This is a genomic window from Shumkonia mesophila (assembly GCF_026163695.1).
GTDB classification, from domain to species: Bacteria; Pseudomonadota; Alphaproteobacteria; order Rhodospirillales; family Shumkoniaceae; genus Shumkonia; species Shumkonia mesophila.
Map to the genome: position 1 here is coordinate 158,602 of NZ_JAOTID010000008.1, position 24,721 is coordinate 183,322.

At 65.5% G+C, this 24,721-nt stretch carries 21 protein-coding genes; 14 read left to right on the forward strand and 7 right to left on the reverse strand.

The genetic code is table 11. From position 1 onward, the window contains the following. The first annotated feature begins 99 nt into the window (after positions 1 to 99). The 6 genes from ODR01_RS14805 (at position 100) to ODR01_RS14830 (ending at position 6,345) form a co-directional block, all read left to right on the forward strand. Positions 100 to 1,059: a 2-hydroxyacid dehydrogenase gene (locus ODR01_RS14805; RefSeq protein ID WP_316978452.1), complete on the forward strand. Its 960-nt coding sequence runs from the start codon at positions 100 to 102 to the stop codon at positions 1,057 to 1,059. 421 nt (positions 1,060 to 1,480) lie between these two features. Further along, the gene (locus ODR01_RS14810) at positions 1,481 to 2,605 is read left to right on the forward strand and encodes a TRAP transporter substrate-binding protein (RefSeq protein ID WP_316978453.1); all 1,125 of its coding nucleotides are present in this window, start codon (positions 1,481 to 1,483) and stop codon (positions 2,603 to 2,605) included. 105 nt (positions 2,606 to 2,710) lie between these two features. Continuing rightward, positions 2,711 to 3,385, forward strand: coding sequence for a TRAP transporter small permease subunit (locus tag ODR01_RS14815; RefSeq protein ID WP_316978454.1), 675 nt, complete (start codon positions 2,711 to 2,713; stop codon positions 3,383 to 3,385). After that, on the forward strand, positions 3,382 to 4,740 hold the full coding sequence (locus ODR01_RS14820) for a TRAP transporter large permease (protein WP_316978455.1): 1,359 nt from the start codon (positions 3,382 to 3,384) through the stop codon (positions 4,738 to 4,740). The genes ODR01_RS14815 and ODR01_RS14820 overlap by 4 nt, the downstream gene beginning before the upstream one ends. 31 nt (positions 4,741 to 4,771) lie before the next feature. Continuing rightward, positions 4,772 to 6,097 carry an amidase gene (locus ODR01_RS14825; protein ID WP_316978456.1) on the forward strand — a complete coding sequence of 442 codons (1,326 nt, stop codon included), beginning with the start codon at positions 4,772 to 4,774 and terminating at the stop codon, positions 6,095 to 6,097. 17 nt (positions 6,098 to 6,114) lie between these two features. Further along, complete coding sequence (locus ODR01_RS14830) at positions 6,115 to 6,345, forward strand: hypothetical protein (RefSeq protein WP_316978457.1); 231 nt, start codon at positions 6,115 to 6,117, stop codon at positions 6,343 to 6,345. 65 nt (positions 6,346 to 6,410) lie between these two features. Here ODR01_RS14830 and ODR01_RS14835 read toward each other — a convergent pair whose 3' ends face one another. Beyond that, on the reverse strand, positions 6,411 to 7,229 hold the full coding sequence (locus tag ODR01_RS14835; RefSeq protein WP_316978458.1) for an IclR family transcriptional regulator: 819 nt from the start codon (positions 7,227 to 7,229) through the stop codon (positions 6,411 to 6,413). A gap of 278 nt (positions 7,230 to 7,507) precedes the next feature. Between ODR01_RS14835 and gcl the strand changes: the two genes are divergently transcribed. The 3 genes from gcl (at position 7,508) to ODR01_RS14850 (ending at position 11,665) form a co-directional block, all read left to right on the forward strand. Further along, positions 7,508 to 9,289, forward strand: coding sequence for a glyoxylate carboligase (gcl, locus tag ODR01_RS14840; protein ID WP_316978459.1), 1,782 nt, complete (start codon positions 7,508 to 7,510; stop codon positions 9,287 to 9,289). A 218-nt stretch (positions 9,290 to 9,507) separates the two neighbouring features. Then, a complete protein-coding gene (locus tag ODR01_RS14845; protein ID WP_316978460.1) occupies positions 9,508 to 10,881 on the forward strand; it encodes a cation:proton antiporter in 1,374 nt (457 codons plus the stop codon). Between the two features lie 52 nt (positions 10,882 to 10,933). After that, a complete protein-coding gene (locus tag ODR01_RS14850; RefSeq protein WP_316978461.1) occupies positions 10,934 to 11,665 on the forward strand; it encodes a TerC family protein in 732 nt (243 codons plus the stop codon). A 90-nt stretch (positions 11,666 to 11,755) separates the two neighbouring features. On the opposite strand, the gene ODR01_RS14855 is transcribed toward ODR01_RS14850, so the two are convergent. Continuing rightward, on the reverse strand, positions 11,756 to 13,009 hold the full coding sequence (locus ODR01_RS14855) for a DEAD/DEAH box helicase (RefSeq protein ID WP_316978462.1): 1,254 nt from the start codon (positions 13,007 to 13,009) through the stop codon (positions 11,756 to 11,758). 362 nt (positions 13,010 to 13,371) lie between these two features. Between ODR01_RS14855 and egtB the strand changes: the two genes are divergently transcribed. From egtB to ODR01_RS14870, 3 genes are all read left to right on the forward strand, one after another. After that, positions 13,372 to 14,637: an ergothioneine biosynthesis protein EgtB gene (egtB, locus tag ODR01_RS14860; RefSeq protein WP_316978463.1), complete on the forward strand. Its 1,266-nt coding sequence runs from the start codon at positions 13,372 to 13,374 to the stop codon at positions 14,635 to 14,637. Then, positions 14,637 to 15,611 carry an L-histidine N(alpha)-methyltransferase gene (gene egtD / locus ODR01_RS14865; RefSeq protein WP_316978464.1) on the forward strand — a complete coding sequence of 325 codons (975 nt, stop codon included), beginning with the start codon at positions 14,637 to 14,639 and terminating at the stop codon, positions 15,609 to 15,611. Before egtB ends, egtD begins: the two co-directional genes overlap by 1 nt. Before the next feature lie 103 nt (positions 15,612 to 15,714). Continuing rightward, positions 15,715 to 17,112, forward strand: a complete 1,398-nt coding sequence (locus tag ODR01_RS14870; RefSeq protein ID WP_316978465.1) for an FkbM family methyltransferase — start codon at positions 15,715 to 15,717, stop codon at positions 17,110 to 17,112. Positions 17,113 to 17,127: 15 nt separating this feature from the next. On the opposite strand, the gene ODR01_RS14875 is transcribed toward ODR01_RS14870, so the two are convergent. Next, positions 17,128 to 18,183: an HTH-type transcriptional regulator GntR gene (locus ODR01_RS14875; protein ID WP_316978466.1), complete on the reverse strand. Its 1,056-nt coding sequence runs from the start codon at positions 18,181 to 18,183 to the stop codon at positions 17,128 to 17,130. A gap of 143 nt (positions 18,184 to 18,326) precedes the next feature. Between ODR01_RS14875 and larA the strand changes: the two genes are divergently transcribed. Next, on the forward strand, positions 18,327 to 19,595 hold the full coding sequence (gene larA / locus ODR01_RS14880) for a nickel-dependent lactate racemase (RefSeq protein WP_316978467.1): 1,269 nt from the start codon (positions 18,327 to 18,329) through the stop codon (positions 19,593 to 19,595). A 69-nt stretch (positions 19,596 to 19,664) separates the two neighbouring features. Here larA and ODR01_RS14885 read toward each other — a convergent pair whose 3' ends face one another. Continuing rightward, complete coding sequence (locus tag ODR01_RS14885) at positions 19,665 to 20,264, reverse strand: 2-hydroxychromene-2-carboxylate isomerase (RefSeq protein ID WP_316978468.1); 600 nt, start codon at positions 20,262 to 20,264, stop codon at positions 19,665 to 19,667. 49 nt (positions 20,265 to 20,313) lie between these two features. Continuing rightward, complete coding sequence (locus ODR01_RS14890) at positions 20,314 to 21,717, reverse strand: aspartate aminotransferase family protein (protein WP_316978469.1); 1,404 nt, start codon at positions 21,715 to 21,717, stop codon at positions 20,314 to 20,316. Positions 21,718 to 21,858: 141 nt separating this feature from the next. Here ODR01_RS14890 and ODR01_RS14895 point away from each other — a divergent pair, with 141 nt between their 5' ends. Then, positions 21,859 to 22,608, forward strand: coding sequence for an SDR family NAD(P)-dependent oxidoreductase (locus ODR01_RS14895; protein WP_316978470.1), 750 nt, complete (start codon positions 21,859 to 21,861; stop codon positions 22,606 to 22,608). A 38-nt stretch (positions 22,609 to 22,646) separates the two neighbouring features. Here the strand turns inward: ODR01_RS14895 and ODR01_RS14900 are convergent, their stop codons facing one another. Together ODR01_RS14900 and ODR01_RS14905 are read right to left on the reverse strand one after the other, a co-directional pair. Then, positions 22,647 to 24,134, reverse strand: a complete 1,488-nt coding sequence (locus ODR01_RS14900; RefSeq protein ID WP_316978471.1) for a tripartite tricarboxylate transporter permease — start codon at positions 24,132 to 24,134, stop codon at positions 22,647 to 22,649. A gap of 52 nt (positions 24,135 to 24,186) precedes the next feature. Further along, positions 24,187 to 24,648: a tripartite tricarboxylate transporter TctB family protein gene (locus ODR01_RS14905; RefSeq protein WP_316978472.1), complete on the reverse strand. Its 462-nt coding sequence runs from the start codon at positions 24,646 to 24,648 to the stop codon at positions 24,187 to 24,189. Positions 24,649 to 24,721: the final 73 nt, after the last annotated feature.

Here is a 24,721-nt window from a genome sequence, read left to right on the forward strand (position 1 = left end):
TGTGAATTAAACGGATTCCAGATTGCTCCGCCGGCCGTTATTGGGTGAAATGGCGACCGGCACGCGTGTGCGGTGGCAGTCTTCCCGGGGGGTCCGATCATGAAACCTGTCGTTCTCGTCACCCGCAAGTTGCCCGATGCCGTCGAGGCGCGGCTTCGCCGCGATTACGAGGCCCGCCTCAACCCCACCGACACCCTCTATTCGGCCGAGCAGATCATCGAACGGGCCCAAGGCGCCGACGCCATCCTGCCCTGTCACACCGAGAAGTTCACCGCCGAGGTGATCGCCCGCCTGCCCAAGAGCGTGCGCGCCATCGCCAACTTCTCGGTCGGCTATGACCACGTCGATGTCGCGGCCGCCAAGGCGCGCGGCCTCGTCGTCACCAACACCCCCGACGTGCTGTCCGACGCCACCGCCGAACTGACCCTGATGTTGATGCTGGGCGCCGCGCGCCGCGCCAGCGAGGGCGAACGGCTGGTGCGCACCCGCCAGTGGAAGGACTGGAGCCCCAGCTTCATGGTCGGCACCCAGATGACCGGCAAGCGGTTGGGCATCCTGGGCATGGGCCGGGTCGGGCGGGTCACCGCCAGACGGGCCCGCGGCTTCGAGATGGAAATCCATTACAACGACCTCCACCGGCTTCCCGCGGAGCTCGAAGAGGGGGCCATCTTCCATCCCGCGCCTGAGGACCTGATGCCCCATTGCGATTTCCTGGCCATTCATTGCGTGGCCAGCCCTGAGACCCACAAGCTGGTCAACGCCAAGCTGATTTCGCGGCTGCCGAAAGGCGCCATCGTGGTCAACGCCAGCCGCGGCAGCGTCGTCGACGACGACGCCCTGATCGCCGCGCTGAAATCCGGCCATCTGGCGGCGGCTGGCCTCGACGTCTACAACGACGAGCCCGACATCAAGCCAGGTTATCGCGAGCTGACCAATGCCTTCCTGATGCCGCACATCGGCAGCGCCACCCGCGAGACCCGGGACGCCATGGGCTTCAGGGCGCTCGACAATCTGGACGCCATCTTCGCCGGCCGCCAACCCAAGGACCGGGTGGCTTAAGAAGGGTCGCAAGCCCGCCTGTCGAGTCGCGCCGCCGGTCGTTATGTGCGCTATGGTTGTTTTTCATTGCATAGAATACCGCCGGCCGGTTTCGCCATGCCCGCCCCGTACGCGCCTTGCGGTGTAAATTCCTGAGGCACATTGCCCTCAGAAAGATTGTGATAATGCTGCGCTCTCTCAAATTACGAAAATCTTATAAAATCGGTTGAAGAACGCCGAAAAATACCGGACTGTAGGGTGTGTTGAATGATCGTACGACGCATTCTCGCAATCGTCGATTGTCCAACATCCGGTCCCGGAGGATGGAAAATCGGAGGCAACGGACAGGCCGCAAGGCGAAATCAACAAATCAAAAAACCACTCTCAGGGCGCGGTTTTCCCAATGGCTTCACGCAACTCTCACAGACGGGGAGGTGAGACGATGGAAAAGACCAAAGAGAACGTAACGCGCCGTAAGTTTCTGAAAGCGGGCGCCGTCGTGGCGGGCGGCGCCGCGGCGACGGTTGCGATGCCGAACGTGTCCCGTGCCCAGACGGTCACCCTCAAGATGCAGGGTGCCTGGGGCGCGAACGACATTTTCAACGAGATGGCCGCCGATTACGTCAAGCGGGTCAACGACCTGGCGGGCGGTCGCATGAAGATCGACTATCTGGTCGAAGGCGCGGTCGTCAAGGCGTTCCAGGTCATGGACGCCGTGCATCGCGGCGTGCTCGACGCCGGCCATCAGGTGACGGTGTACTGGTACGGCAAGAACAAGGTCGCCTCGCTGTTCGGCACCGGCCCCGTGTGGGGCCAGAACGCCCACCACATCCTGGGTTGGATCCACTATGGCGGCGGCAAGGAACTCTATGCCGAAGTCATCAAAACCCTCGGCCTCAACGTGGTCGGCTTCTTCGCCATGCCGATGCCGACCCAGCCCCTCGGCTGGTTCAAAAAGGCGGTGACGACCGGTGCCGACATGAACGGCCTCAAGTACCGCACGGTGGGCTTGGCCGCCGACGTCTTCCAGGAAATGGGCGTCCGAGTGACCCAGCTTCCCGGCGGCGAAATCGTGCCGGCCCTGGAAAAGGGCGTCATTGACGCCTTCGAGTACAACAACCCCACCTCGGACATGCGCTTCGGCGCCGCCGACGTCGCCAAGAACTACATGATGGGCAGCTACCATCAGGCGGCGGAGTTCTTCGAGATCCTGTTCAACAAGGACAAGTTCGACGCGCTGGCGCCCGAGCAGCAGAAGATCCTCGAGTACGCGGCCGAGGCGGCCTCGACCAACAACTTCTCGAAGGCGCTCGACAACTACTCGCGTGACCTTCAGGAGCTGAAGAAGAAGGGTGTCGCGATCAAGCGGACACCGAAGGGCGTCTTCGAGGACCAGCTCAAGGCCTGGGATAAGGTAACGGCCAAGCTGATGGAAGATCCGCTGTTCAAGAAGGTGGCGGAATCCCAGAAGGCATGGTCGCACCGGGTCGCCTACTACGAACTGTTGAACGCGGCGGACTACAAAGCCGCCTTCGACCACCACTTCCCCGGCGAGCTTGGCTTCTAGAAGCCAAGGGTTCGCCGGTGTCCAAAGCTGGCAATGGGATGGAGGGTGACGCCGCCCGGCGTCACCCCACCCTTGTCATCGGAACCCCCCATCAAGAGCCATTCCATGAAACACATCCTTGATTTCATCGAGGGCATCAGCGTGTGGACCGGCAAGAGCTTCGCCTGGTGCATCCTGATCCTCGCCCTGGCCACCACCTACGAGGTGTTCGTGCGCTATGTGCTGCGCGACCCCACGGCGTGGGCCTTCGATATTAGTTATATGATGTACGGCGCGCTGTTCATGATGGCCGGCGCCTATACCCTTTCCCGCGACGCCCACGTCCGGGGCGACGTCATTTTCCGCCTGTGGCCGCCGCGCATGCAGGCGGCCATCGAAATAACCCTGCTCTTCCTCTTCCTGTTTCCCGGCATGGCCGCGCTGGTCTATGCCGGCACCGACTACGCCATGGATTCCTGGCGCTGGAAGGAAGCCAGCATCAACAGCCCGATCGGCATTCCCGTCTATCCGCTGAAGACTCTGCTGCCGATCGCCGCGGCGGCGGTGTTCCTGCAGGGCATCGTCGAGGTGGGGCGCTGCATCCGGTGCCTTAGGACCGGGCAGTGGCCGCCACGCGCCCACGACGTCGAGGAAACGGAAACGGCGATCCTCCAGCAGGTCGAGCACGAACGCAAGCGCATGGCCGAAATGGCGGCATTGCGGGGGATTTCGGTGGAGGAACTGGAAGCCGAACTGGCCAGCCAGGAGGTCGTCGCCCACAAGGAGGGAGACCCCCGATGACCGATCCCCAGGTCGCCATTTTCATGCTGGGGATTTTCGTCCTCGTCATCCTGTTGGGCTTCCCCATCGCCTTCACCCTGCTGGCCATGGGCTTCGGCTTCGGCTACTTCGCCTACGCCACCCCCGATCAGTGGGACCACATCTTCCGCAACCGAATTTTCGACCTGATGGTCAATCAGACCTATTCGGTCATGATCAACGACGTGCTGGTGGCGGTGCCGTTGTTCCTGTTCATGGGCTACGTGGTCGAACGGGCCAACATCGTGGACCGACTGTTCTACAGCCTGAACATCGCCACCCGGCACATCCCGGCCTCGATGGCGGTGGCTGCGCTGTTGACCTGCGCCATCTTCGCCACGGCGACAGGCATCGTCGGCGCCGTCGTCACCCTGATGGGCCTGCTGGCATTCCCGGCCCTGCTCAAGGCCGGCTACGACGAACGCTTTTCGGCGGGCATCATCTGCGCCGGCGGCTGCCTGGGCATCCTCATCCCGCCCAGCATCATGCTGATCGTCTATGGGGCGACGGCCGCCGTTTCGGTGGTCAAGCTCTACGCCGCGGCCATGGCGCCTGGATTCATGCTGGCCGGACTCTACGTCCTTTACGCGATCGGCCGGGCGCTGATCAATCCGAGCCTCGCCCCCAAGCCACCCAAGGAAGAGACCGAGATGCCGATGGGTCAGCTGATCACCATGCTGCTGACCTCGTTCGTGCCGCTGGCCATCCTCATCCTGGCGGTGCTGGGCGCCATCCTGTTCGGGCTGGCCACGCCGACCGAGGCGGCGGCCGTCGGGGCCACGGGCAGCCTGGTGCTGGCCCTCGCCTATGGCGCGCTGAACTGGAAGATGCTGAAGGAATCGGTCTATCTCACCATGCGCACGTCGGCCATGGTGTGCTGGCTGTTCGTCGGCTCGTGGACCTTCTCGTCGGTGTTCTCGTACCTCGGCGGCCACGACGTCATCCAGCAGTTCGTCATCGGGCTCGATCTGTCGCCGCTGATGTTCCTGATTCTCGCCCAGGTAATCATCTTCCTGCTGGGCTGGCCGCTGGAATGGAGCGAGATCATCATCATCTTCGTTCCGATCTTCCTGCCGATGCTGGGGCACTTCAACGTCGACCCGCTGTTCTTCGGCATCCTGGTGGCGCTCAACCTGCAGACCTCGTTCCTGACGCCGCCGATGGCGATGGCCGCCTATTACCTGAAGGGCGTGGCGCCGCCGCACGTGCAGCTCATGAGCATCTTCCGCGGCTGCATGCCTTTCCTGTTCATGGTGTTGCTCGCCATGATCATCCTATACAACTTCCCGCAGATCGCGACCGGCCTGCCGGATTACCTGTACGGACCAGGCCGGTAGCGGGATCGAACCAAGCGGGAGAAGACATGGAATGACGCTCACCCAAATGACCGCCATCCAGGCAGCAGCCGCCATCCGCAACGGCGAGCTGACGTCCGAGGATCTGGTCCGCGCCTGCCTGGCGCGGATCGACGAGGTCGAGAAAACCGTCGGCGCCTGGACCTACCTCGACCCTGACCACGCGATCCGCCAGGCCCAGGCGGCCGACCTCGCCCGCAAGGAAGGCAGGGCATTGGGGCCGCTGCACGGGGTTCCGGTCGGCGTCAAGGACATCTTCGACACCGACGACATGCCGACCGAGGATGGCACCGTGCTGCACGCCGGCCGCCAGCCGCTGGAGGACAGCGCGGTGGTCGCCCTGCTGCGCGAAGCCGGCGCCGTCGTCATGGGCAAGACGGTGACCACCGAACTCGCCGTCTATTCGCCCGGCAAGACCCGCAACCCGCACAACCCCGAGCACACGCCCGGCGGCTCGTCCAGCGGATCGGCCGCCGCCGTCGCCGCCCACATGGTGCCGCTGGCCGTCGGTAGCCAGACCAACGGCTCGGTCATCCGCCCGGCATCGTTCTGCGGCGTCGTCGGCTACAAGCCCAGCTTTGGGCTGATCTCGCGCCACCGGGTGCTGCGCCAGTCGCCGCCGCTCGATTCCGTCGGCGTCTTCGCCCGCACGGTGGAGGACGCGGCGCTGCTGGCCGAACCGCTGATGGCCTACGATCCCCGCGATCCCGCCATGCGTCCGCGCGCCCGTCCCACCCTGGCGGCGACGGCCAGCTCCGAACCGCCGGTCGAGCCGGACATCGCCTTCGTCAAATCGCCGGTCTGGAACAAGGCCGACGACGACACACGGGAAGCCTTCGAGGAGCTGTGCGGGCATCTGGGCGAGCGGGTCCGCGAAGTCGATCTGCCGGATGTCTTCGCGCGCGCCCACGATTGGCACCGCGACATCATGGAGGCGGACCTCGCCAAGAACTTCCGCATCGACGAGGACAAGGGCCGGGACAGGATCAGCCCCGTCCTGCGCGAGATGATGGACCGCGGCAAGACGGTGAGCGCGGTGGCCTACAACGAGGCCATCGAACATAGGGCCGTGCTCGAAGGTCTGCTCGAGCCCATTTTCAAGCAGTACGACGCCATCCTGACGCCAGCCACCGTCGGCACCGCGCCGAAGGGCCTGGACAGCACGGGAAGCCCGATGTTTTGCACGCTGTGGACCTATTGCGGCCTGCCCGCCGTCAGTCTGCCGCTGCTCAGCGGATCGAACGGCATGCCGATGGGCGTGCAACTGGTCGGCCCGAAGGGCGACGACGCCCGGCTCCTGAGGACAGCCCGCTGGCTGGCCGAAAGCCTGGGCGAGTAAAGGAAGGAGTTCAGTTCATGCCAAGAAAAGCCCTGTTCGTGGTGGCCGCCGCCCTGGCGGTAGGCCTGGCCATCGCCTTCCTCGGCAACCTCGCCATTCGGATCGCCGAGATCCCCCTGATGATCATCATCTTCGGGGTCCTGGCGATGATGGTGTGGGATTTCATCGACACCGTGCGGACCAACCTTCGCGCCAGCGACGCGGCCAGCAAGGCCAATGGCCGGACCAACGGGTCGTCCAGGAACTGAGCGGAGACGACGAAGCCGGCCGGAAATTCCGGCCGGCTTTCCTTCGAAACAACCGTCAGGAGGGATCAGGCAGAAACCGGCGCCGCCATCAGGCCGCCCAGTTCGCTGGTGATCAGGCGCGCGGCGCGGCGCACCCGCGCCCCCAGTTCGCCCGCCCGCTCCTCGGAAATGCGGGGCGTCGGCCCGAGCAGCGAAATGGCCGCCACCGCCTCGCCCCGCTCGTCGAAGATGGGGGCGGCGACGCAGCGCACGCCGAAGGCATGTTCCTCGTTATCGAAGGCGTATCCGCGCTCGCGCACCTCGACCAGCGCCACCCGCAACTCGGACGGCGAAACGATGGTGTTGGGCGTGAGACGGCGCAGGCCGTGCTTGTGCAGGATGCGGGTCACCTCGCGCTCCGACATGGTGGACAGCAGCGCCTTGCCGACCCCCGAGCCATGCAACGGCACCCGCGACCCGGGCCGCGAGGAGGCGCGCATCATCTCGTGGCTTTCGACGTGCGCCAGGAACACCGCCTCGCCGTTCGATTCGACGGCCAGGTTGACCGTCTCTCCCGATTCCTCCATGAGCTGGCGCATGAACGGCAGCGCCGAACGGATGAGGTCGCGCCGGGGCAGGAAGGCGCTGCCGACCGTGAACGCCTGCACCCCGATGCACCACCGGCGATTGGAGTTGTCGAACTGCACGAAACGGCGCCGCTCCAGGGTCGTCAACAGGCGGTGCGCCGTCGACGGCGGCAGCCCGGCCCGCTGGGCCAGGTCGGAAAGCTGCAGGCCGTCGTCCATCTCGCCGATGTACTCCAGCAACGCCAGCGCCTTGTCGAGAGACTTGACGTACCCGGCGCTGGGTTGGCCGTTCGTCCGCCCGCTACTCTTCCTTGCCATGATCCACGATTCCTCTTTGCAACGCCGGAAGGCGTCCGTCCCTCGAATCTGCTGCGGAAGACCTGGCCGAACCCCTGCCGAATTCGCTCATTCCGCCGTTTCCGAAAAAATTTGGAAACCATTTTGAAAAAAGTGTTACCATATAGATTGCTGTTTTTCAACGGCTTTTTTGCATACGTACCATATTACGAAATCAAATCCAATTTCGATTGCGCCAAACGGAAGTGCAATCCAATATCTCTCGCAGTTCACTTCTCGCCCCCGCCGGAGGCCCGACAATGCCCAAGATGACCGCCATGGAAGCCGTCGTTCACATCCTCCGCAGCGAGGGCGTATCCACCGTATTCGGAATTCCCGGCGCCGCCATCCTGCCCCTCTATGACGCCCTGCGCGGCTCCGGCATCAACCACGTGCTCGCCCGCCACGAGGAAGGGGCCAGCCACATGGCCGAGGGCTACAACCGGGCCAGCGGCAAGATCGGTGTCTGCATGGGGACCTCGGGTCCGGCCGGCACCGACATGGTGACCGGCCTCTATTCGGCGCAGGCCGACAGCATTCCGATCCTCTGCATCACGGGCCAAGCGCCGCGTGCCGAACTGCACCGCGAGTATTTCCAGGCGGTCGACATCGCCGCCATCACCAAGCCGGTCACCAAGTGGTCGGTGACGGTCATGGAAGCCGCCCAGATCCCGTGGGTGTTCCGCCAGGCCTTCCAGATCATGCGCTCTGGCCGTCCGGGGCCGGTCCATATCGACCTTCCGATCGACATCCAGAAGGAGACCATCGAGTACGATCCCGAGGTCGATCATCCGCTGGAGGTCTTCAAGCCGGTCCCGCAGCGCAAGCAGATCGAGAAGGCGCTGGAAATGATGATGGCCGCCAAGCGGCCGGTCATCGTCGCCGGTGGCGGCGTCGTTTCCGGCGATGCGTCGGAGGAATTGGTCAAGTTCGCCGAGCTGCTCAACTGCCCGGTCACGCCGACCCTGATGGGCTGGACGTCCATCCCCGACGACCACCCGCTGAACACCGGCATGATCGGCACCCAGACGCAGCGGCGCTGCGGCAACGCCTCGTTCCTCGAAAGCGATTTCGTGCTCGGCATCGGCAACCGCTGGGCCAGCCGCCACACCGGGGCGCTGGAGGCCTATCGCGGCAAGCGCACGTTCGTCCATGTCGACATCGAGCCGACCCAGATCGGCCGTGTGTTCTGCCCCGACCTCGGCATCGTCGGCGACGCCAAGGCGACGCTTCAGATGTTCATCGACGTCGCCCGCGAGATGGACGCCGTCGGCCACCTCAAGCGTCCCAACCACTGGGTGGCCCGCGTCCAGGAACGGCGGCGTACCATGCGCCGGCGCACCGACTTCGACAACGTGCCGATCAAGCCCCAGCGGGTGTTCCACGAGATCAACGAGATCTTCCCGCGCAATACCCGCTTCGTCACCGCCATCGGCCTTTATCAGATCGCCTCGGCGCAGTTCCAGCGCGTCTACGAGCCGCGCAAATACCTGATCTGCGGCCAGGCCGGACCGTTGGGCTGGGAAGTCCCGGCGACCATCGGCGCCAAGCTGGCCGACCCCGAGATCGAGGCGGTCACCGTGGTCGGCGACTACTCCTTCCAGTTCCTGATCGAGGAACTGGCGGTGGCCGCCCAGTTCAAGGTGCCGTTCGTCATCATCCTCTTCAACAACGCCTACCTCGGCCTGATCCGCATGGCGTCGAAGCCCTACGACATGGATTTCCAGATCCAGCTCAGCTTCGACAACATCAACAACCCCGAGAACGAGGGCTACGGCGTCGACTTCGTCAAGGTGGCGGAAGGCTTCGGCTGCCGCGCCACCCGGGTCAAGGAGCCCGGCAAGATCCGCGAGGCCATCGAGTGGGCCCGCGAGGAATCGAAGAAGATGTCGGTGCCGGTCGTGGTCGAGGTCATCACCGAACGCAAGACCGATATCGCCATGGGCCCGGCGTTGGACCAGATCAAGGAATTCGAGGAGGTCATCGACCTGCCGACCGAGATGGACCTGTCGCTGCCCATGCTCGACGAGGAATCCAACTAACCTTCAGTGCCCGACCTGGCGGCCCAAGCGACGCGGCCGCCCGTGATACTCCCTCACTTTAGCGTTCCTGCACTGAAACTAAGGCGTGAGCCCAGCTCACGCCTTCTTTTTTGCGCCGCCTCGCCGGCTTTGTCGCTTTTTCGCTCGCACGCTCATGCGCGAGCCGGCCTAGCACCCAATATCATGGACGACGCATCGCAAAAGGGAGCTGTCCGTCCGTGCACGTTTCCGCCGACCTCATCTCGCTGGCCGCCGTCATCCTGGTCGCCCTGGTCTGCGGCCTGGTGCTGACCCGGCTGCGCCAGCCGGCGCTGGTCGGCTATCTGTTGTCGGGAATCGTGCTCGGCCCGTCGGGGTTCGGCCTGGTCGAGATCCGCGACGCCATCGGCTTCCTGGCCGACTTGGGCGTGCTGCTGCTGCTGTTTCTGGTTGGCATGGAACTGAGCCTGCGCAGCTTCCGCGCCATCTGGGGCGTCGCACTGGCCGCCGCCGCGCTGCAGATCCTTTGCGCCACCGCCGTCATGGGCCTCTTCGCGGCGGCCCTGGGATTCCCGCTGGCGGTGGCCGTGCTGATGGGCTTCGTGGTTGCCGTCAGCAGCACCGCGGTGGCCGTCAAGATGCTGGAACAGCTCAACATCCTGCGCACCCAGGTCGGCCAGATCACGGTCGGCATCCTCATCGCGCAGGACCTGGCGATCGTGCCGATGATGCTGATCCTGGGCCTGTTCGCCGGCACCGGCGACATCGCGCTCGGCCTTGGCAAGATCGCGCTCTCCCTCTTCCTGCTGGCGGCGTTGGTCTGGTACCTGAGCCGCCGGGAGCGGGTGCGCCTGCCGCTTGCCGGCGTGCTGGTCGCCTCGCCCGAGTTGAGGCCGTTGTACGGCCTGACGCTCTGCTTCGGGGCGGCGACGCTGACCGGCCTGATCGGCCTGTCGGCGGCCTACGGAGCCTTCCTGGCCGGCCTGGTGGTCGGCAACAGCACGGCGCGCAACATCCTTCTGCGCAGCGTACGCTCGATCCAGGACATCCTGATCATGGTCTTTTTCCTGTCGATCGGGCTGCTCATCGATCTCGACTACGTATGGGCCAACATCGGCACCGTGCTGCTTATCCTGTTCATCATCACCGTCGTCAAGACCGGCTTCAACATCGGCGTCCTCATCCTGCTGCGCGAACCCTGGCAGCACGCCTTCATCGCCGGCGTCCTGCTGGCCCAGATCGGCGAATTCTCGTTCCTGCTGGGCGGCATCGGACGCGACAGCGGGCTGATCGACGCCGCCGGTTTTCAGCTGATCGTCACCATCACGGCCTTCACCCTCATCGTCACGCCGTTATGGCTGGCGACGGCCAGGCGGCTGTTGCGCATCGCCGTCGCCGGCGCCGTCACCATCGAGGAAATGACGGCGCGCCTGCGAGCCGGCGGCATCAAGGCCATGTGGTCGGCCTGCAAGGCCCGGCCGGTGCCCTCGCCCCTGGCATCGCGCGTCTTCGGGCGCCCGCACCGCCGCTCGGTGCGCGCCCCCCGCGAGCCGGCCGCCGAAGCGCCCTTGTCCGCCGCCGAGCCGGCGGTCGATCCGCCGCTGGCGGAATGACCTCCTGCCGCGCGCCTAACGAACTCCAACCCCCACACCTATGGACACACTCATGCTCGATTGGATCTTCGACGTCGACATCTGGGCCAGCCTGCTGACCCTGACCGCGCTGGAAATCGTGCTCGGCATCGACAATGTCATTTTCATCTCGGTGGTCACCGCACGCCTGCCGGTCGAGCGGCAGAAGACCGCCCAACGGCTGGGCCTGGCGCTGGCCCTGTTCGGCCGAGTGGTCCTGCTGGCCAGCCTGGTATGGATCATCGGCCTGACCCAGCCGCTGTTCGTGGTCGGCGATTTCGCCGTTTCCTGGCGCGACATCATCCTTATCGCCGGCGGCCTGTTCCTGCTGGCCAAGGGCACCATGGAGATCCACGATACCGTCGAAGGCAGCGGCCACGAGGGCCCGGCGAAAAAGCCCCAGAGCTACGCCGCCGCCATCGGCCAGATCCTGGTCCTGGACATCGTGTTTTCCATCGATTCGGTAATCACCGCGGTGGGCATGAGCGACCACCTGCCGGTGATGATCGCCGCCGTCGTCATCGCCATCCTGGTCATGCTGCTGGCGGCCGGCCCGGTCAGCACCTTCATTCAGCACCACCCGACGTCCAAGATGCTGGCCCTAAGCTTCCTGCTGCTGGTCGGCATGGCGCTGGTCGCCGACGGCCTGCACTATCACGTGCCGCGCGGCTATCTATACTTCGCCATTGCCTTCTCGGCCGGCGTCGAGGCGCTCAATCTTTGGTCGAGCAACCGACGCAAGAAGCCGTCGCAGACGGAAAGCTAAGTCGGTGGCCCCAAAACGGCAGCGGGGGAGCCGACTCCCAAGCGTCAGCTCCCCCGCCCCCGAAAACTATCGGTCGCTATGGTGTGTGGTTCAGGCCGCGCGGTGGGCCCGGCCGTCGTCGAACCGGCGGCGGCGCGTCTGGGGCGCCGTCGCGGCGGCCCGGGAGGCGTTGGATGCCGCCGGCCGCGCACTTGGCGCCGCGGTGGCGCGAACCGGTTGGCCGGCAGCCACCTTGATCGGCGTCTTGGTCAGTTTCTCGATGTCGCGCAGATAAGCCCGCTCGCTGGGGTCGCAGAACGACAGCGCGATGCCGCCGGCGCCGGCCCGCGCCGTCCGTCCGATGCGGTGCACATAGCTTTCCGGCTCGTTCGGCAGTTCGTAGTTGATGACATGGCTGACGTCATCGACGTCCAGCCCCCGCGCCGCGATGTCGGTGGCGACCAGAACGCGGGCGTCGCCGCTGCGGAAACGCTCGAGCGCCCGCTGGCGCGCCGACTGCGACTTGTTGCCGTGAATGGCCTCGGCCTCGACACCCGTCAGACCCAGCTGCTTGGCGACCTTGTTGGCGCCGTGCTTGGTACGGGTGAAGACGATGACGCGCGACATTTCAGGCGCCTTGAGCAGCTGGCCCAACAGGTCGCGCTTGGCAGCGGTGTCGACGAAGAAGACGCTCTGCTCGACGCGATCGGCCGTCATCGTGCGCGGCGATACCTCGACACGGGTGGGATTGTGCAGGATCTCGCCGGCCAGCTTGGCGACGTCGTTGGGCATGGTGGCCGAGAACAGCAGCGATTGGCGGACCTTGGGCAGGAACGCCACGATCTTACGGACGTCGCGCACGAAGCCCATGTCGAGCATGCGGTCGGCCTCGTCGAGCACCAGGGTCGCCGCCTTGTCGAGGCGGATCTGGCGCTGGTTGACGAGGTCGAGCAGACGGCCCGGGGTTGCGACCAGGATGTGGACGCCACGGGCCATCGCCTTGATCTGGGCGTTGGCCTTGACGCCGCCCATGATCACCGTGTGGCGCAGACCGAGATGCCGGCCATAGGTGGCCAAGCTGTCGCCGATCTGCAGCGCCAATTCGCGGGTCGGCGCCAGGATCAGCGCCAGCGCCGAATGGGGCGCCACCGGCGCCTTGGCCTCGGCCAGACGCTGAAGGATCGGCAACGCGAACGCCGCCGTCTTGCCGGTGCCGGTCTGGGCGATGCCCAAGATGTCGCGGCCGGCCAGCAGCAGTGGAATGGCTTGGGTTTGAATGGGGGTGGGGGTGGTGTAATTCTCGGCGACCAGAACGCGCCGCAACGGCTCGGCAACGCCGAGTTCGGTAAAAGTCAGAGTCGTCATTAAGGGTTCATTCCTTATGCGCCGGGGCAGCGCGCCCATCGCGGGTACGCAGACGCCTCCTGGCGCGTTGGCCGATTTTCCACGCGCACTTGGAAAACGGAAATTTTCGGAAATTGTCTTGAGACTGGGGTATCCCGGTTGCCGGGAGCCCTTTACGCGATCGCAAGCAATTGCAGGGCTGTAAATGCGCCCGCCGATCCCGGAAGTCAAGGAATACCGCGAAATAAAATTTCAGAGCCGTGATTTGGCCGCCCAAATGGTCACGCCCTAGTGTTCGCCGGAAACGTTGAAATTCGCGGAACATATGCCCAGTTGGTTGAGTTCTCCCACGGCCCCGTCACCATCGCGAAGGAAAGGGACAGATGCCCAAACCAGAAGCGAAGAGACATCCCGAGAGAACCGGCCTCGCCGCCCGCTACCAGGATGTCCGCCGCGCCAGCGAGCGGCTGGTCGCGCCCTTGAGCCCCGAAGACGCCGCCGTCCAGTCAATGCCCGACGCCAGCCCGGCCAAGTGGCATCTGGCCCACATCACCTGGTTCTTCGAAGTCATGGTGCTGGCCCGTTGGGCGCCAGGCTACCGCCCCTATCGGCCGGAATGGCATTACCTTTTCAATTCCTATTACGAGGCGTTGGGTGAGCGCCATCCGAGGCCCGAACGCGGCATGCTGACCCGTCCCTCGCTCGACGAGGTCAAGGAATACCGGCGCTTCGTCGATGCCGCCATGCTCGATCTGCTGAACGGCCCTGTCGATGCCGAGCTTGAAGACCTGGTCGTGATCGGCCTCAATCACGAACAGCAGCATCAGGAGCTCATCCTCACCGATATCCTCGATCTTTTGTCGCGCAACCCGCTGCGGCCGGCCTATGTGGCGCCGGTGCCCCACCTCGCCGGCGCCGCCGGTGGGAACGCCGGGTGGATCGAACATCCCGGTGGGCGCGTCGAGATCGGCCATGCCGGTCCCGGCTTCGCCTTCGACAACGAGGGGTCGCGCTTCGAAACGCTGCTCCGGCCTTTCCGCGTCGCCGACCGCCCGGTGACCAACGGCGAATGGATAGCCTTCATGGCCGACGGCGCCTACCTTCGGCCCGAACTGTGGCTGGCCGACGGCTGGGCGACGGTGAAAATCCGCGGCTGGCGGGCGCCCCGCTATTGGCGGGAAGACGACGACGGATGGGCGTGCCTGACCCTGCACGGGCCGATCACCCCCGATCCGGCGGCGCCCGTCTGCCACGTCAGCTACTACGAGGCCGACGCCTACGCCCGCTGGGCCAGCAGGCGGCTGCCCACCGAGGCGGAATGGGAAACGCTGGCGGCGAAGCATGACCCCGCCGCCGGCCAGTTCGTCGAGGACGGGCGGCTGGTGCCGGCCCCGGCTGGCGACGGCGGGCCCGGCTTCTTCGGCGGAGTCTGGGAATGGACGGCATCGCCCTACAGCCCGTATCCCGGCTTCAAGCCGGCCATCGGGGCGCTCGGCGAATACAACGGCAAGTTCATGTGCAGCCAGATGGTGCTGAGAGGCGGCTCCTGCGTCACCCCGCGCGGCCATGTGCGCGCCACCTACCGCAACTTCTTCTATCCGCACCAGCGCTGGCAGTTCATGGGTCTCCGGCTGGCGGAGGACGGCTGATGTTCGACGCCACGCCGGAAGGCCAAGTCGACGCGGGCCGGCTTCGCCCCCCTCCGCAACCGCCGTCCGGCATGCGCGACGAGGTGCTGGCCGGGCTGCTGGCGACCCCCAAGACCCTGTCGCCGAAGTACTTCTACGACGAGCGCGGCTCGCGCCTGTTCGAACGCATCTGCCGGCTGCCGGAATACTATCCGACCGTCACCGAGACGGGGATCTTAAGCGACTGTCGCGCCGAGATCGCCGAGACGCTGGGGCGGCGGGCGGCCATCGTGGAGTACGGCAGCGGCTCCAGCGAAAAGATCCGCATCCTGCTCGACGCGCTCGCCGACCCGGCCGCCTACGTCCCGGTCGATATCTCGCGTCGCCACCTCGAGCAGTCAGCGGCACGTCTGGCCAGGGCCTATCCCGGCCTGCCCATTTATCCGCTGGCCGCCGATTTCACGCAGGCCTTCAGCCTGCCCGACCTGCCGGGACGGCCGGTCGGCTTTTTCCCCGGCTCGACCATCGGCAATTTCACCCCCCGACAGGCGGCGGCCTTCCTGAAAACGGCGGGCAGGACGCTGGGGCCGGGCTCGACCTTCGTAGTCGGCTTCGACCTCATCAAGGACCACGCGGTGCTGGAGAGAGCCTACAACGATTCCCAAGGGGTGACGGCGGCCTTCAATCTCAACGCGCTCACCCACCTCAACCGCGAGCTGGGCTGCGATTTCCCGCTCGACGCCTTCGCCCATTGCGCCTGGTTCAATCCGAAGGAAAGCCGCATCGAGATGCACTTGAAGGCCCGTCGTCCCCTGACGGTCAGAATCGCCGGGGCGGCCGTCCGCTTTCGCGAGGGCGAAACCATCCATACCGAAAACAGCTACAAGTACACGCCGGCCCGCTTCAGGGCGCTGGCAGCCGGCGCCGGCTGGACCGTGCGCCGCCTGTGGACCGACGGCCGCCCGTGGTTCGCGGTGGCCGCGCTGTCGCGCTAGAGGTGGCGGCGCTGCGGTGGCGACCGGGCGCCTAGTCCTAAACCGGGCTGCGTGGTAGCGTGAAAAGGCAATGCACTGTTACCCGCCAGAGGCCAACCAACAAATGATCCCCGACGCCACCTACCCGCTTAGCGACGGCGTGAAAATCGTTGCCCCGGATTCCCCGCACCTGATCACACCGTATGTCTTGCGCGAGCAACAGGACTGGTTCGAGGACGAGATTAAGTTCCTGCGGCGCGTCATCGAGCCAGGTTGGCAAGCCATCGACATCGGCGCCAATCACGGGGTCTATACGCTGGTCATCGCCAATCTGGCGGGGCCGGCCGGCCACGTGTGGGCGTTCGAGCCGGCATCCAGCACCGCCCGACTGCTGGCCGCAGGCGTCACCGTCAACGGCTTTTCCAATGTCACCCTTGAACAAAGCGCCGTCTCCGACTTCTCTGGAACCGCCGAACTGTCGCTCAGCGACAATTCCGAGTTGAACAAACTGGCGGACGGCGCGGCGCCGGACGGCGCCGTTGAAACGGTTTCCGTCGTCACTCTTGACCAATCCAGATTGCAGCACGGCTGGCGGGGCATCGACTTCATCAAGCTCGACGCCGAGGGCCAGGAAATGAATGTGCTTCGGGGCGGCCGCGATTTCCTGGCGTCTGAATCCCCCTTGATCCAGTACGAAATCAAGGACGGGCACGGCTGGCACCTGGACTTGGCCAAGGAGTTTCTGGCGCTGGGCTACCATTCATACCGGCTTGTCCCGGGTTTGGATGCCTTGGTTCCTGTCGTCAGCGGTGAGCAGCCCGACAGCTATTTGTTGAACCTCTTTTGCTGCAAGCCCGACCGCGCCGCCCAACTCGCCGCTCGCGGCTTGCTGGTCGACAGCGCCGAGATCGCCATGGACCCTGCCGCCGCGACCGGCGCCGACTGGCGCTCGATGCTCACCCGACACCCCTATGGTGCGATTCTCAGCGCCAAGTGGGATCGCTTTCCCATTGTCGGCCGATGCGCCGACGTCATCGCATCGCTGGCGTTATACGTCCTTGCGCAGGACAGCTCGTTGCCGATGGCGGTTCGCCTTGCCGCCCTGAAGACGGCCTTCGAGAATTTCCAGCGCTATGCCGCCGAGCCGACGGCATTTCTCCGCGCCAGCAGCTTGGCCCGCATCGCCAGGGAGTACGGTGCCAGGGACGTTGCCATCACGTCGCTCCGGCAGCTCTGCGCCGCCATTTTCGAACGGCGCCAGGTCGATCCGGCCGAACCGTTTCTGGCGCCGGGAAGGCGCTCCGAGGCGTGGCCCATCCCGGACCCCAAAAGGTCCGGAGACTGGCTGGCAACCGCAGCTCTTGAGGAACTGGAGTTGAATGAGTTCTATTCGTCCTACTACTCGGGAAAGTCCCGGATTGGACGCCTGGAAATCATCTGCAATTCCGGGTTCGCCGACGACGAAATGAAACGCCGGCGCGACCTCGTTTATCAGCGGTTCGGCATCCAGCCCGCCACGTAGAACGCCGACAGCGCGTCAGGCGCTCTCGCGCCTGAGCAGGGTAAAGCCGACGTCGACGCGGGTTTCGGCGACCGCCTGGCCGGCCAGCCGGGCCACCAGCATCTCGGCGGCCCTTCGGCCGATCTCGTGGCGCGGCGTCAGGATGGTGGTGAGGCGCGGCATCACTTCGCCTGAGAATTCCAGGCCGTTGAACCCGGCGATCGCCAGCGACCCCGGCACCGCGATGCCGCGGCGCTGACATTCCAGCAGGCCGCCCACCGCCATGTCGTCGTTGGCGAAGAAGACGGCATCGATGTCGGGGGCCTCGCCCAAAAGCTGCGACACCGCGTCGCCGCCGGCCCGTACGGCCGACGGCCGATCGAGCGACAGCGCCGGCCCGCCTTCCTGCCCGGCGGCGGCGAGCGCGGTACGCAACCCCTCCAGCCGCTTGGCGGCGCGCACATCGCGCTCCATCTGCGGGCCGACGAAGGCGATGCGCCGATAGCCTTGGCCGATCAGATACTCGCCCATCGCCCGACCGGCGGCGACATGCGACAGCCCGACGTTCATGTCGATGGGGGCCTCGCCCCACTCGACGATCTCGACCACCGGGATACCGGCGGCAGCCAGCATGCGGCGCGTCCGCTCGCTGTGCTCCAGTCCGGTGATGATGACGCCGTCGGGCGACCAGCTGAGAAAGGTCGAGACCAAAGCCTCCTCGGCGGCCAGCGAATACTGCGTGTTGCCGAGGAGGATCTGCAGGTCGTGGCGCTGGAGCACGCTCGATATCCCCTCGACGATGTCGGGGAAGACGGCGTTGGAGAGCGACGGGATGATCACCGGCACCGTACGGGTGCGCGACGACGCCAAGCCGCCGGCCAGCCGGTTGGGCACGTAGCCCAGGTCGGCCACCGCCTGCTCGATGCGCTCGCGCAACTTCGCCGACACGCTGTCGGGCGCCCGGAGTGCGCGCGACACCGTCATCGTGCCGACGCCGGCGCGCTCGGCCACGTCCTTGACCGTCACCCGGTTCTTGCGGTTGCGACTGCGGTTGCGCCCGGTCCGCGGCCGGACGGCCTCGTCCCTCGTCATCGTCCCCCTCACCTTCGCCGACCTTATGATAGCGTTACCGGAAAGTCCGCACCAGACGGTGCCGAGCAGCGTTGGCTCGAACGAACACGCCATGCTAGGGTGACAGCCTTGACGGTAGCGCTACCGGCGGAAGGCGTTCGGCTATGGCCAAGGTCACCATCCCCTTCGACGGCAAGCCCCTCTCCTTCGAGGTCCCCGATGCCAATCTGATCGAGGTGCTGAGCCCACGCGAAAGCCTGGCCGTCGCCGACATCGACGGCGAGATCGCCCGCGCGCTCGCCGCCCCCATCGGCCAGCCGCCGCTGGAAGCCTGGGTGAAACCGACCGACACGGTCTTGCTGGTCACCGACGACGTCACCCGGCTGACGCCGGCCGATCGCATCATCCCGCCGATCCTCGATCACCTCAACGCCGCCGGAGTGGCGGACGGCAAGATCACCTGCATGATCGCCTTGGGCACCCACCGCTACATGACCGAGGCGGAGCTTGGGACCAAGGTGGGCGAGGCCGTTTACCGGCGCATCCGCGTGGTCAATCACGAATGGAAGGACCCCGAACAGTTGGTCGATCTCGGCATCTCCGAGCACGGCACACCGCTGGTCGTCAACAGGGCGGCCGTCGAGGCCGACGTCATCATCGGCATTGGTGCCGTCGTGCCGCACCACATTCCCGGCTTCTCCGGGTCCTCCAAGATCATTCAGCCGGGCATCTGCGGCTTCGAAACCACCGCCGAGACCCATCTGCTGTCATGCTCGGAGCGGGATTCGCTTTTGGGGCTGGAAGACAACCCGGTGCGCCGCGATCTCGACTCCATGGCCGACCGGGTCGGCATGAGGACCATCTTCAACGTGGTGATGAACTCGGCGGGCGGCGTGGTCGGCGCCTTCTTCGGCGAAATGCGGCCGACGTTCCGAAAGGCCGTCGCATTGGCTCGCGAGATCTATGGCATCCCCTACCACGAGACGCCAGACATCGTGATCGCCAACTCCTGCCCCTGCGACATCGATTTCTGGCAGTCGCATAAGGCACAATACCCGGCGCAGCGCATGGTGAAGAGAGGCGGGGTCATCATCGTCTGCACGCCAGCCCCGGAAGGCATCAGCCCGGTGCACACCGACCTTCTCGACTTCACGGCCTGGCCGGCCGAGGAGATCAAGGCGGCCTACCGCAAGGGCGTCCTCAAGGACGGCGTGGCCACCGCGCTGGCCGTCGCCTGGGCGCTGGTGCGCGAGAAGGCCACCATCATCACCTATTCGCCTGGCATCCCGGCGGAGCACAAGAAGAAACTGGGGCACATCCACGCGCCGTCCGTGAGGCAGGCGCTGGAGCGGGCGTTCAGCTTGGCCGGGCCGCGGGCGCGCGTCACCGTGCTGACGCACGCCGCCGACATGCTGCCGATCAAAGCCTTCTAAGGGCGCCGGGCGCTGCCGGATTCAATAAGAAACCTCATGCTTGGCCTGTCGACGCATGGAATGCCGGCCTCAACCCTGCTTGACGGCCCGCTCCAGAAAGTCGAGGCGGTCCTGGCCCCAGAACATCTCACCCTTGTAGATGTAGGTCGGTGCGCCGAACACGCCGCGGTCCATGGCCTCCTGGGTGTCGGCCTCGAAGGTCTTCTTCACCGCCTCTCCCTCGGCCGCCGCGATGAGGGCACGGCCGTCGAAGCCCTGGGCGGCGGCGATGGCCTCCAGCGTGGCGGCGTCGTCGATGTTGCGCTCCTCGACCCACACGGCGCGCAGGATGGCGTGGGCCAGCGTGCCGTAATCCTGGTTGCGCTCGCGCGCCGCGATGACCATGCCGGCGGCCGGCCAGCCCTTGACCGGGAAGAACTTCGGCTGGACGTTGATCGGAATGCCGAGGTAGGTGCGCCAGCGGGCCAGTTCGACCAACCGGTAGGCCTGGCGCTGCGGGGACCGCTTGGGTAGCGGAAGCCCGCCGGAAACCGAAAACACCTTGCCCAGGTCCACCGGCTTGTGGACGACGGTGGCGCCGTTGCGCGCCGCGATCTCGCTCAGGCGCTGGAAGCCGAGAAAGGTCCACGGCGAGGTGATGGAAAAGAAATGCTCGATCATCTTGGTCATCGAAGCCCCCTCTCGTTGGCGTTTGTTCCGCTGTCTCACCTTGCCGCGCTCAGACGGCGGGCATGCCGCCGGCGACCCATCGTTCCGTATCCTGCATCGCCCGCCCGAAGGCGTCCAGCATCTCGTCGATTTCGGCCTCTGAAATGATCAGCGGCGGAGAAAAAGCAATTGCGTCGGCCATGCTGCGCGTGATCAGGCCATAGGCCTGGGCACGCTCGATCAGGTACAGGCCGACCCGCTGCTTGGGGTCGAAAAAGGCGCGCGCCGGCTTGTCCTTGACCAGTTGCACGGCGCCGACCAGACCGACGCCGCGCACCTCGCCGACCAGCGGACTGCCGGCAAAGGCGCGCAGCCCCTTCTGGAAGTGGGGCGCGACGGCGCGCACATGGCCCAGGATGTCGCGCTCCTCGTAGATCTTCAGCGTCTCCAGCGCCACTGCCGCGCTCAACGGATGGCCGGCGTAGGTGAAGCCGTGGCCGAGCATGCCGTAACGCTCGCTGGAGCCAAGCAGGACGTCATAGATCGCCTGCGATACCAGCACGGCGGCGATCGGCGCGCAACCCGCCGACAGCGCCTTGGCGGTGGTCAGGATGTCGGGCGTGATGCCATAGGTATCGCACCCCCACAGGTTGCCGGTGCGCCCGAAGCCGCAGATCACCTCGTCGGCGACGAGAAGCACGTCGTGGCGCTTCAGCACCGCCTGGATCTTCTCGAAATAGGTGGCCGGCGGCACCACCACGCCGCCCGCCCCGATCACCGGCTCGGCGAAGAAGGCGGCGACCGTGTCGGGGCCTTCGGCGAGGATGAGCTTCTCCAGGTCTTCGGCGCAGCGGCTGGCGAACGCCTCCTCGCTCTCGCCCGGCGTGCCTTCGCGGTAATGGTGCGGCCGCGTGGTGTGCAGGAAGCCCGGCACCGGCAGGTCGAAGCCGCCGTGCACGAAGGGCAGGCCGCTGAGGCTTCCGGCGGCGATGGTGACGCCGTGATAGGCCCCGGTGCGGGCGACGATCTTCTTCTTGGCGGGGCGGCCCAGCAGGTTGTTGACCTGCCAGATCAGCTTGATGGCGGTGTCGTTGGCTTCCGAGCCCGAGTTGCAGAACATCGCCCGGGCCAGCGGCGCCGGCGCCAGGCCGACCAGCCGTTCGGCCAGTTCGGCGACGACGTCGGGCACCCGGCCCGAAAAGGTGTGGTAGGCAGGCAGCCGCTCCATCTGACGGTGCGCCGCCTCGGCCAGCCGCCGTTCGCTGAAGCCCAGCGAGGCGTACCACAGTCCGGCCATGCCCTCGATGTAGCCGTTGCCGGCCTCGTCGAATACCCTGACCCCCTCGCCGCGGCAGATGACCAGCGGCCCCGCCTCGCGATGGCGCGCAAGATCGGTGAACCCGTGCAGGTGATAGGCGATGTCCCTTGCCGCCGTGGAATTGGGAAGCGGGGCGTCGGGAGAGGGTATCGGCATGGCAGGCTCCGTGCGATGAGACGCCCTAGTATGGTCGCCGCCGCAACGCCATCAACCGGGATTTCGTTCCCGTTGGATGAAATGTTCGCGACAAATCGGCTAGTATGGCGACCCGGAACGGGCGGACAGGAGTGACAACCCATGACTTTCGAGCAGCAGACGGCCGTCGTCGTCGGGGCGGCGCGCGGCATCGGGCGGGCGGTGGCCGAGCGGCTGGCCGCACGCGGCGCCGCCGTGGCCGGCTACGACCGCGATGCCGGCGCATTGGCGGAAGCCGGCACCGCTTTCGCCAAAAAAGGCCTGGTTCTGGAATGCCAGGATGTCGACATCACGGATGAGGCCGCCGTCGCCGCCGCCATCGAGCGGACGCGAGCCCATCACTCGGGCATTCACATCCTGGTCAACTGCGCCGGCATCACCGGCAAGACCGGCATCCCGGCCCACCAGGTCGAAGCCGCCAACTTCGAAGCGGTCTTGCGCATCAACCTGACCGGAGCCTTTCTGCTGACCAAGGCGGTGGTGCCCGTCATGCTCGAACAGGGCTACGGGCGCATCCTTCACGTGGCCTCCATCTCGGGCAAGGACGGCAACGCCGGGATGCTGGCCTATTCAGCCTCGAAGGCGGGGCTCATCGGGCTGGTGAAAAGCGCCGGCAAGGACTACGCCGAAACCGGCATCACCATCAACGCGCTGGCCCCGGCCGTCATCCTGACCGACATGGTGGCGGCCATGCCCGCCCATCAGGTCAAGTACATGACCGACAAGATCCCGATGAAGCGGACCGGCAAACTGGAAGAGGCGGCGGCGATGATCGAATGGATCGTTTCCCCGGAATGCAGCTTCACCACTGGCTTCTGCTTCGACCTGTCGGGAGGACGGGCCACCTACTAGCCGTGAAAGGGGCGGCCCCCGCCGGGACCGCCCGCAGGTTACGCCTTATCCCGCTTGTGGAACCATGTGCGGATGAACGGGTAGAAAAGGACGAACGCCGTCAGCAGGAAAATGCACAAGGACAGCGGCCGCTGGAACAGGAAGCTGTAGTCGCCGTGGTTGATCAACAAACCACGGCGCAGATTGGTTTCGGCCATCGGCCCGAGGATGAGTGCCAGCACGGCCGGCGCTACCGAGATATCCAGCTTCTCCATGATGTAGCCGACCACGCCGAAGGCCAGGCACATCCAGATGTCGAACATGCTGTTCTGGATCGAGAATGCGCCGATGAAGGTCATCGGAACGATCATGGTCACCAGCAGGACCGGCGGCACCCGCAGAACCTGGATGAAGAGCCTGGCACCGTACCGCCCGAGCACGAACATGATGACGGTGGTCAGCAGCATCTCGATCATGAACCCGTAGATGATGTCCGGATTGTCGCGGAACAGCCCGGGTCCGGGTTGCATGCCGTGGACCAGCAGGCCGCCCAGGATCACTGCCGACACCGCGTTGCCGGGAATGCCCAGCGTCACGGCGGGAATAAGAGCCGTCGAGGTGTCGGCGTTGTTGGCGCACTCCGGCGCGGCGACGCCCTCGGGCATCCCTGTGCCGAACTTTTCCGGGGTGGGCGACGTGCGCTTGGCTTCGTTCCACGCCATGATGGACGCGATGTTGCCGCCGGCACCGGGGATGATGCCGATGACGCATCCGATGATCGACGAGCGGAGCCAAACCTTCCAGAACCTCAGCCAGTCCCGGAAGCGGGTATTCGTCTCTTTTAGTTCCAGGATGGCACCGCTTGCCCCCGTCTTGATGGCCTGCTCCGCCATGATCAGAGCGGGCGGCACCGCGTAAAGGCCGGTCAACAGCACCACCATGTCGAAGCCGCTGACCAGATGCATGGAGTCGAAGGTGTAGCGTTCGTAGCCGGTCAGCGGATCGATGCCGACGACGCCGACGAATAGGCCGAAGCAGGTACTGAGCAGGCCCTTGATCGCCGAGCCGCCCAACAGGACCGAGATGCTTGCCAGCCCGAAGGTCGCCAGGGCGAAATACTCGGCCGGACCAAAATTCAGGGCGAATTTGGAGAGCGGCGGGGCCAGCCCCATCAAGACGAAGGCGCTGACCACGCCGCCCAGGGCCGAGGACACCAGGGAAATGCGCAACGCGTAGGCGGCCTCGCCCTTTTGCGCCATCGGGTAGCCGTCGAAGGTCGTCGCAATGGCCGCCGGCGTTCCCGGGATGCGCAGCAGAATGGATGGAATCGCCCCGCCGTACATGCCGCCCTGGTAGATGCCGGCGATCATGCCGAGACCGGTCAGCGGCTCGAGGGAAAAGGTCACCGGGATGAGCACCGCGACACCCATGGTCGCCGTCAGGCCGGGCAGCGCGCCGATGATGATTCCGCCCATGACGCCGAGCACCATGGCGAGAAGGACGTCCAAGGTCAGGACGTGGGGCAATGCCGAAAGGAAGGCTTCCATGACGAGTTCCCTGCTGAGTCAATGGTCCGCGATCAACAAGCCGATGGGCGCGTCAGTAGGCCTGGAAAAATTCGATCGGCAGCGGGCGCTGAAAAATGACGACGAAAATGACGTAGACGAATCCGACAAAACCGATAATGGCCCCGGCGATCGCCGCCGGCCTGCGGAAGCCCAGACATAGGGTCGATCCCGCCATGAACAGGATGGTCGACGTAAAATAACCGAGGATATCGATCAGGCCGACGTAGGCGACAAGACAGAGCACGAACAACAGCAGGTTGCGGGGGTTTTCGGTAAACGGCGGCGCCACTTCCCGGAGTTTTTCGGAACCCGCGGCCGAACGCGAAAAAAAGGTCGAACCACCCCACGCCAGGGTCAGAATCGCCGCCAGGCCAAGGATCAATTCCGGGAACAGCGCCGCCTCGGCCGGCATCGAGGGAACGTGGCTCCACGCCGCGACACAAAGCAGAAAGACGGTCAGAGCGGCCACCCGCTCCCTGGATTTCAGCAACATGATGCACCCGCAATCATTTCACGAACGGCGCCCCGGAAAAGGACGGGTGGCGCCGTGGGCGCCACCCTAGATG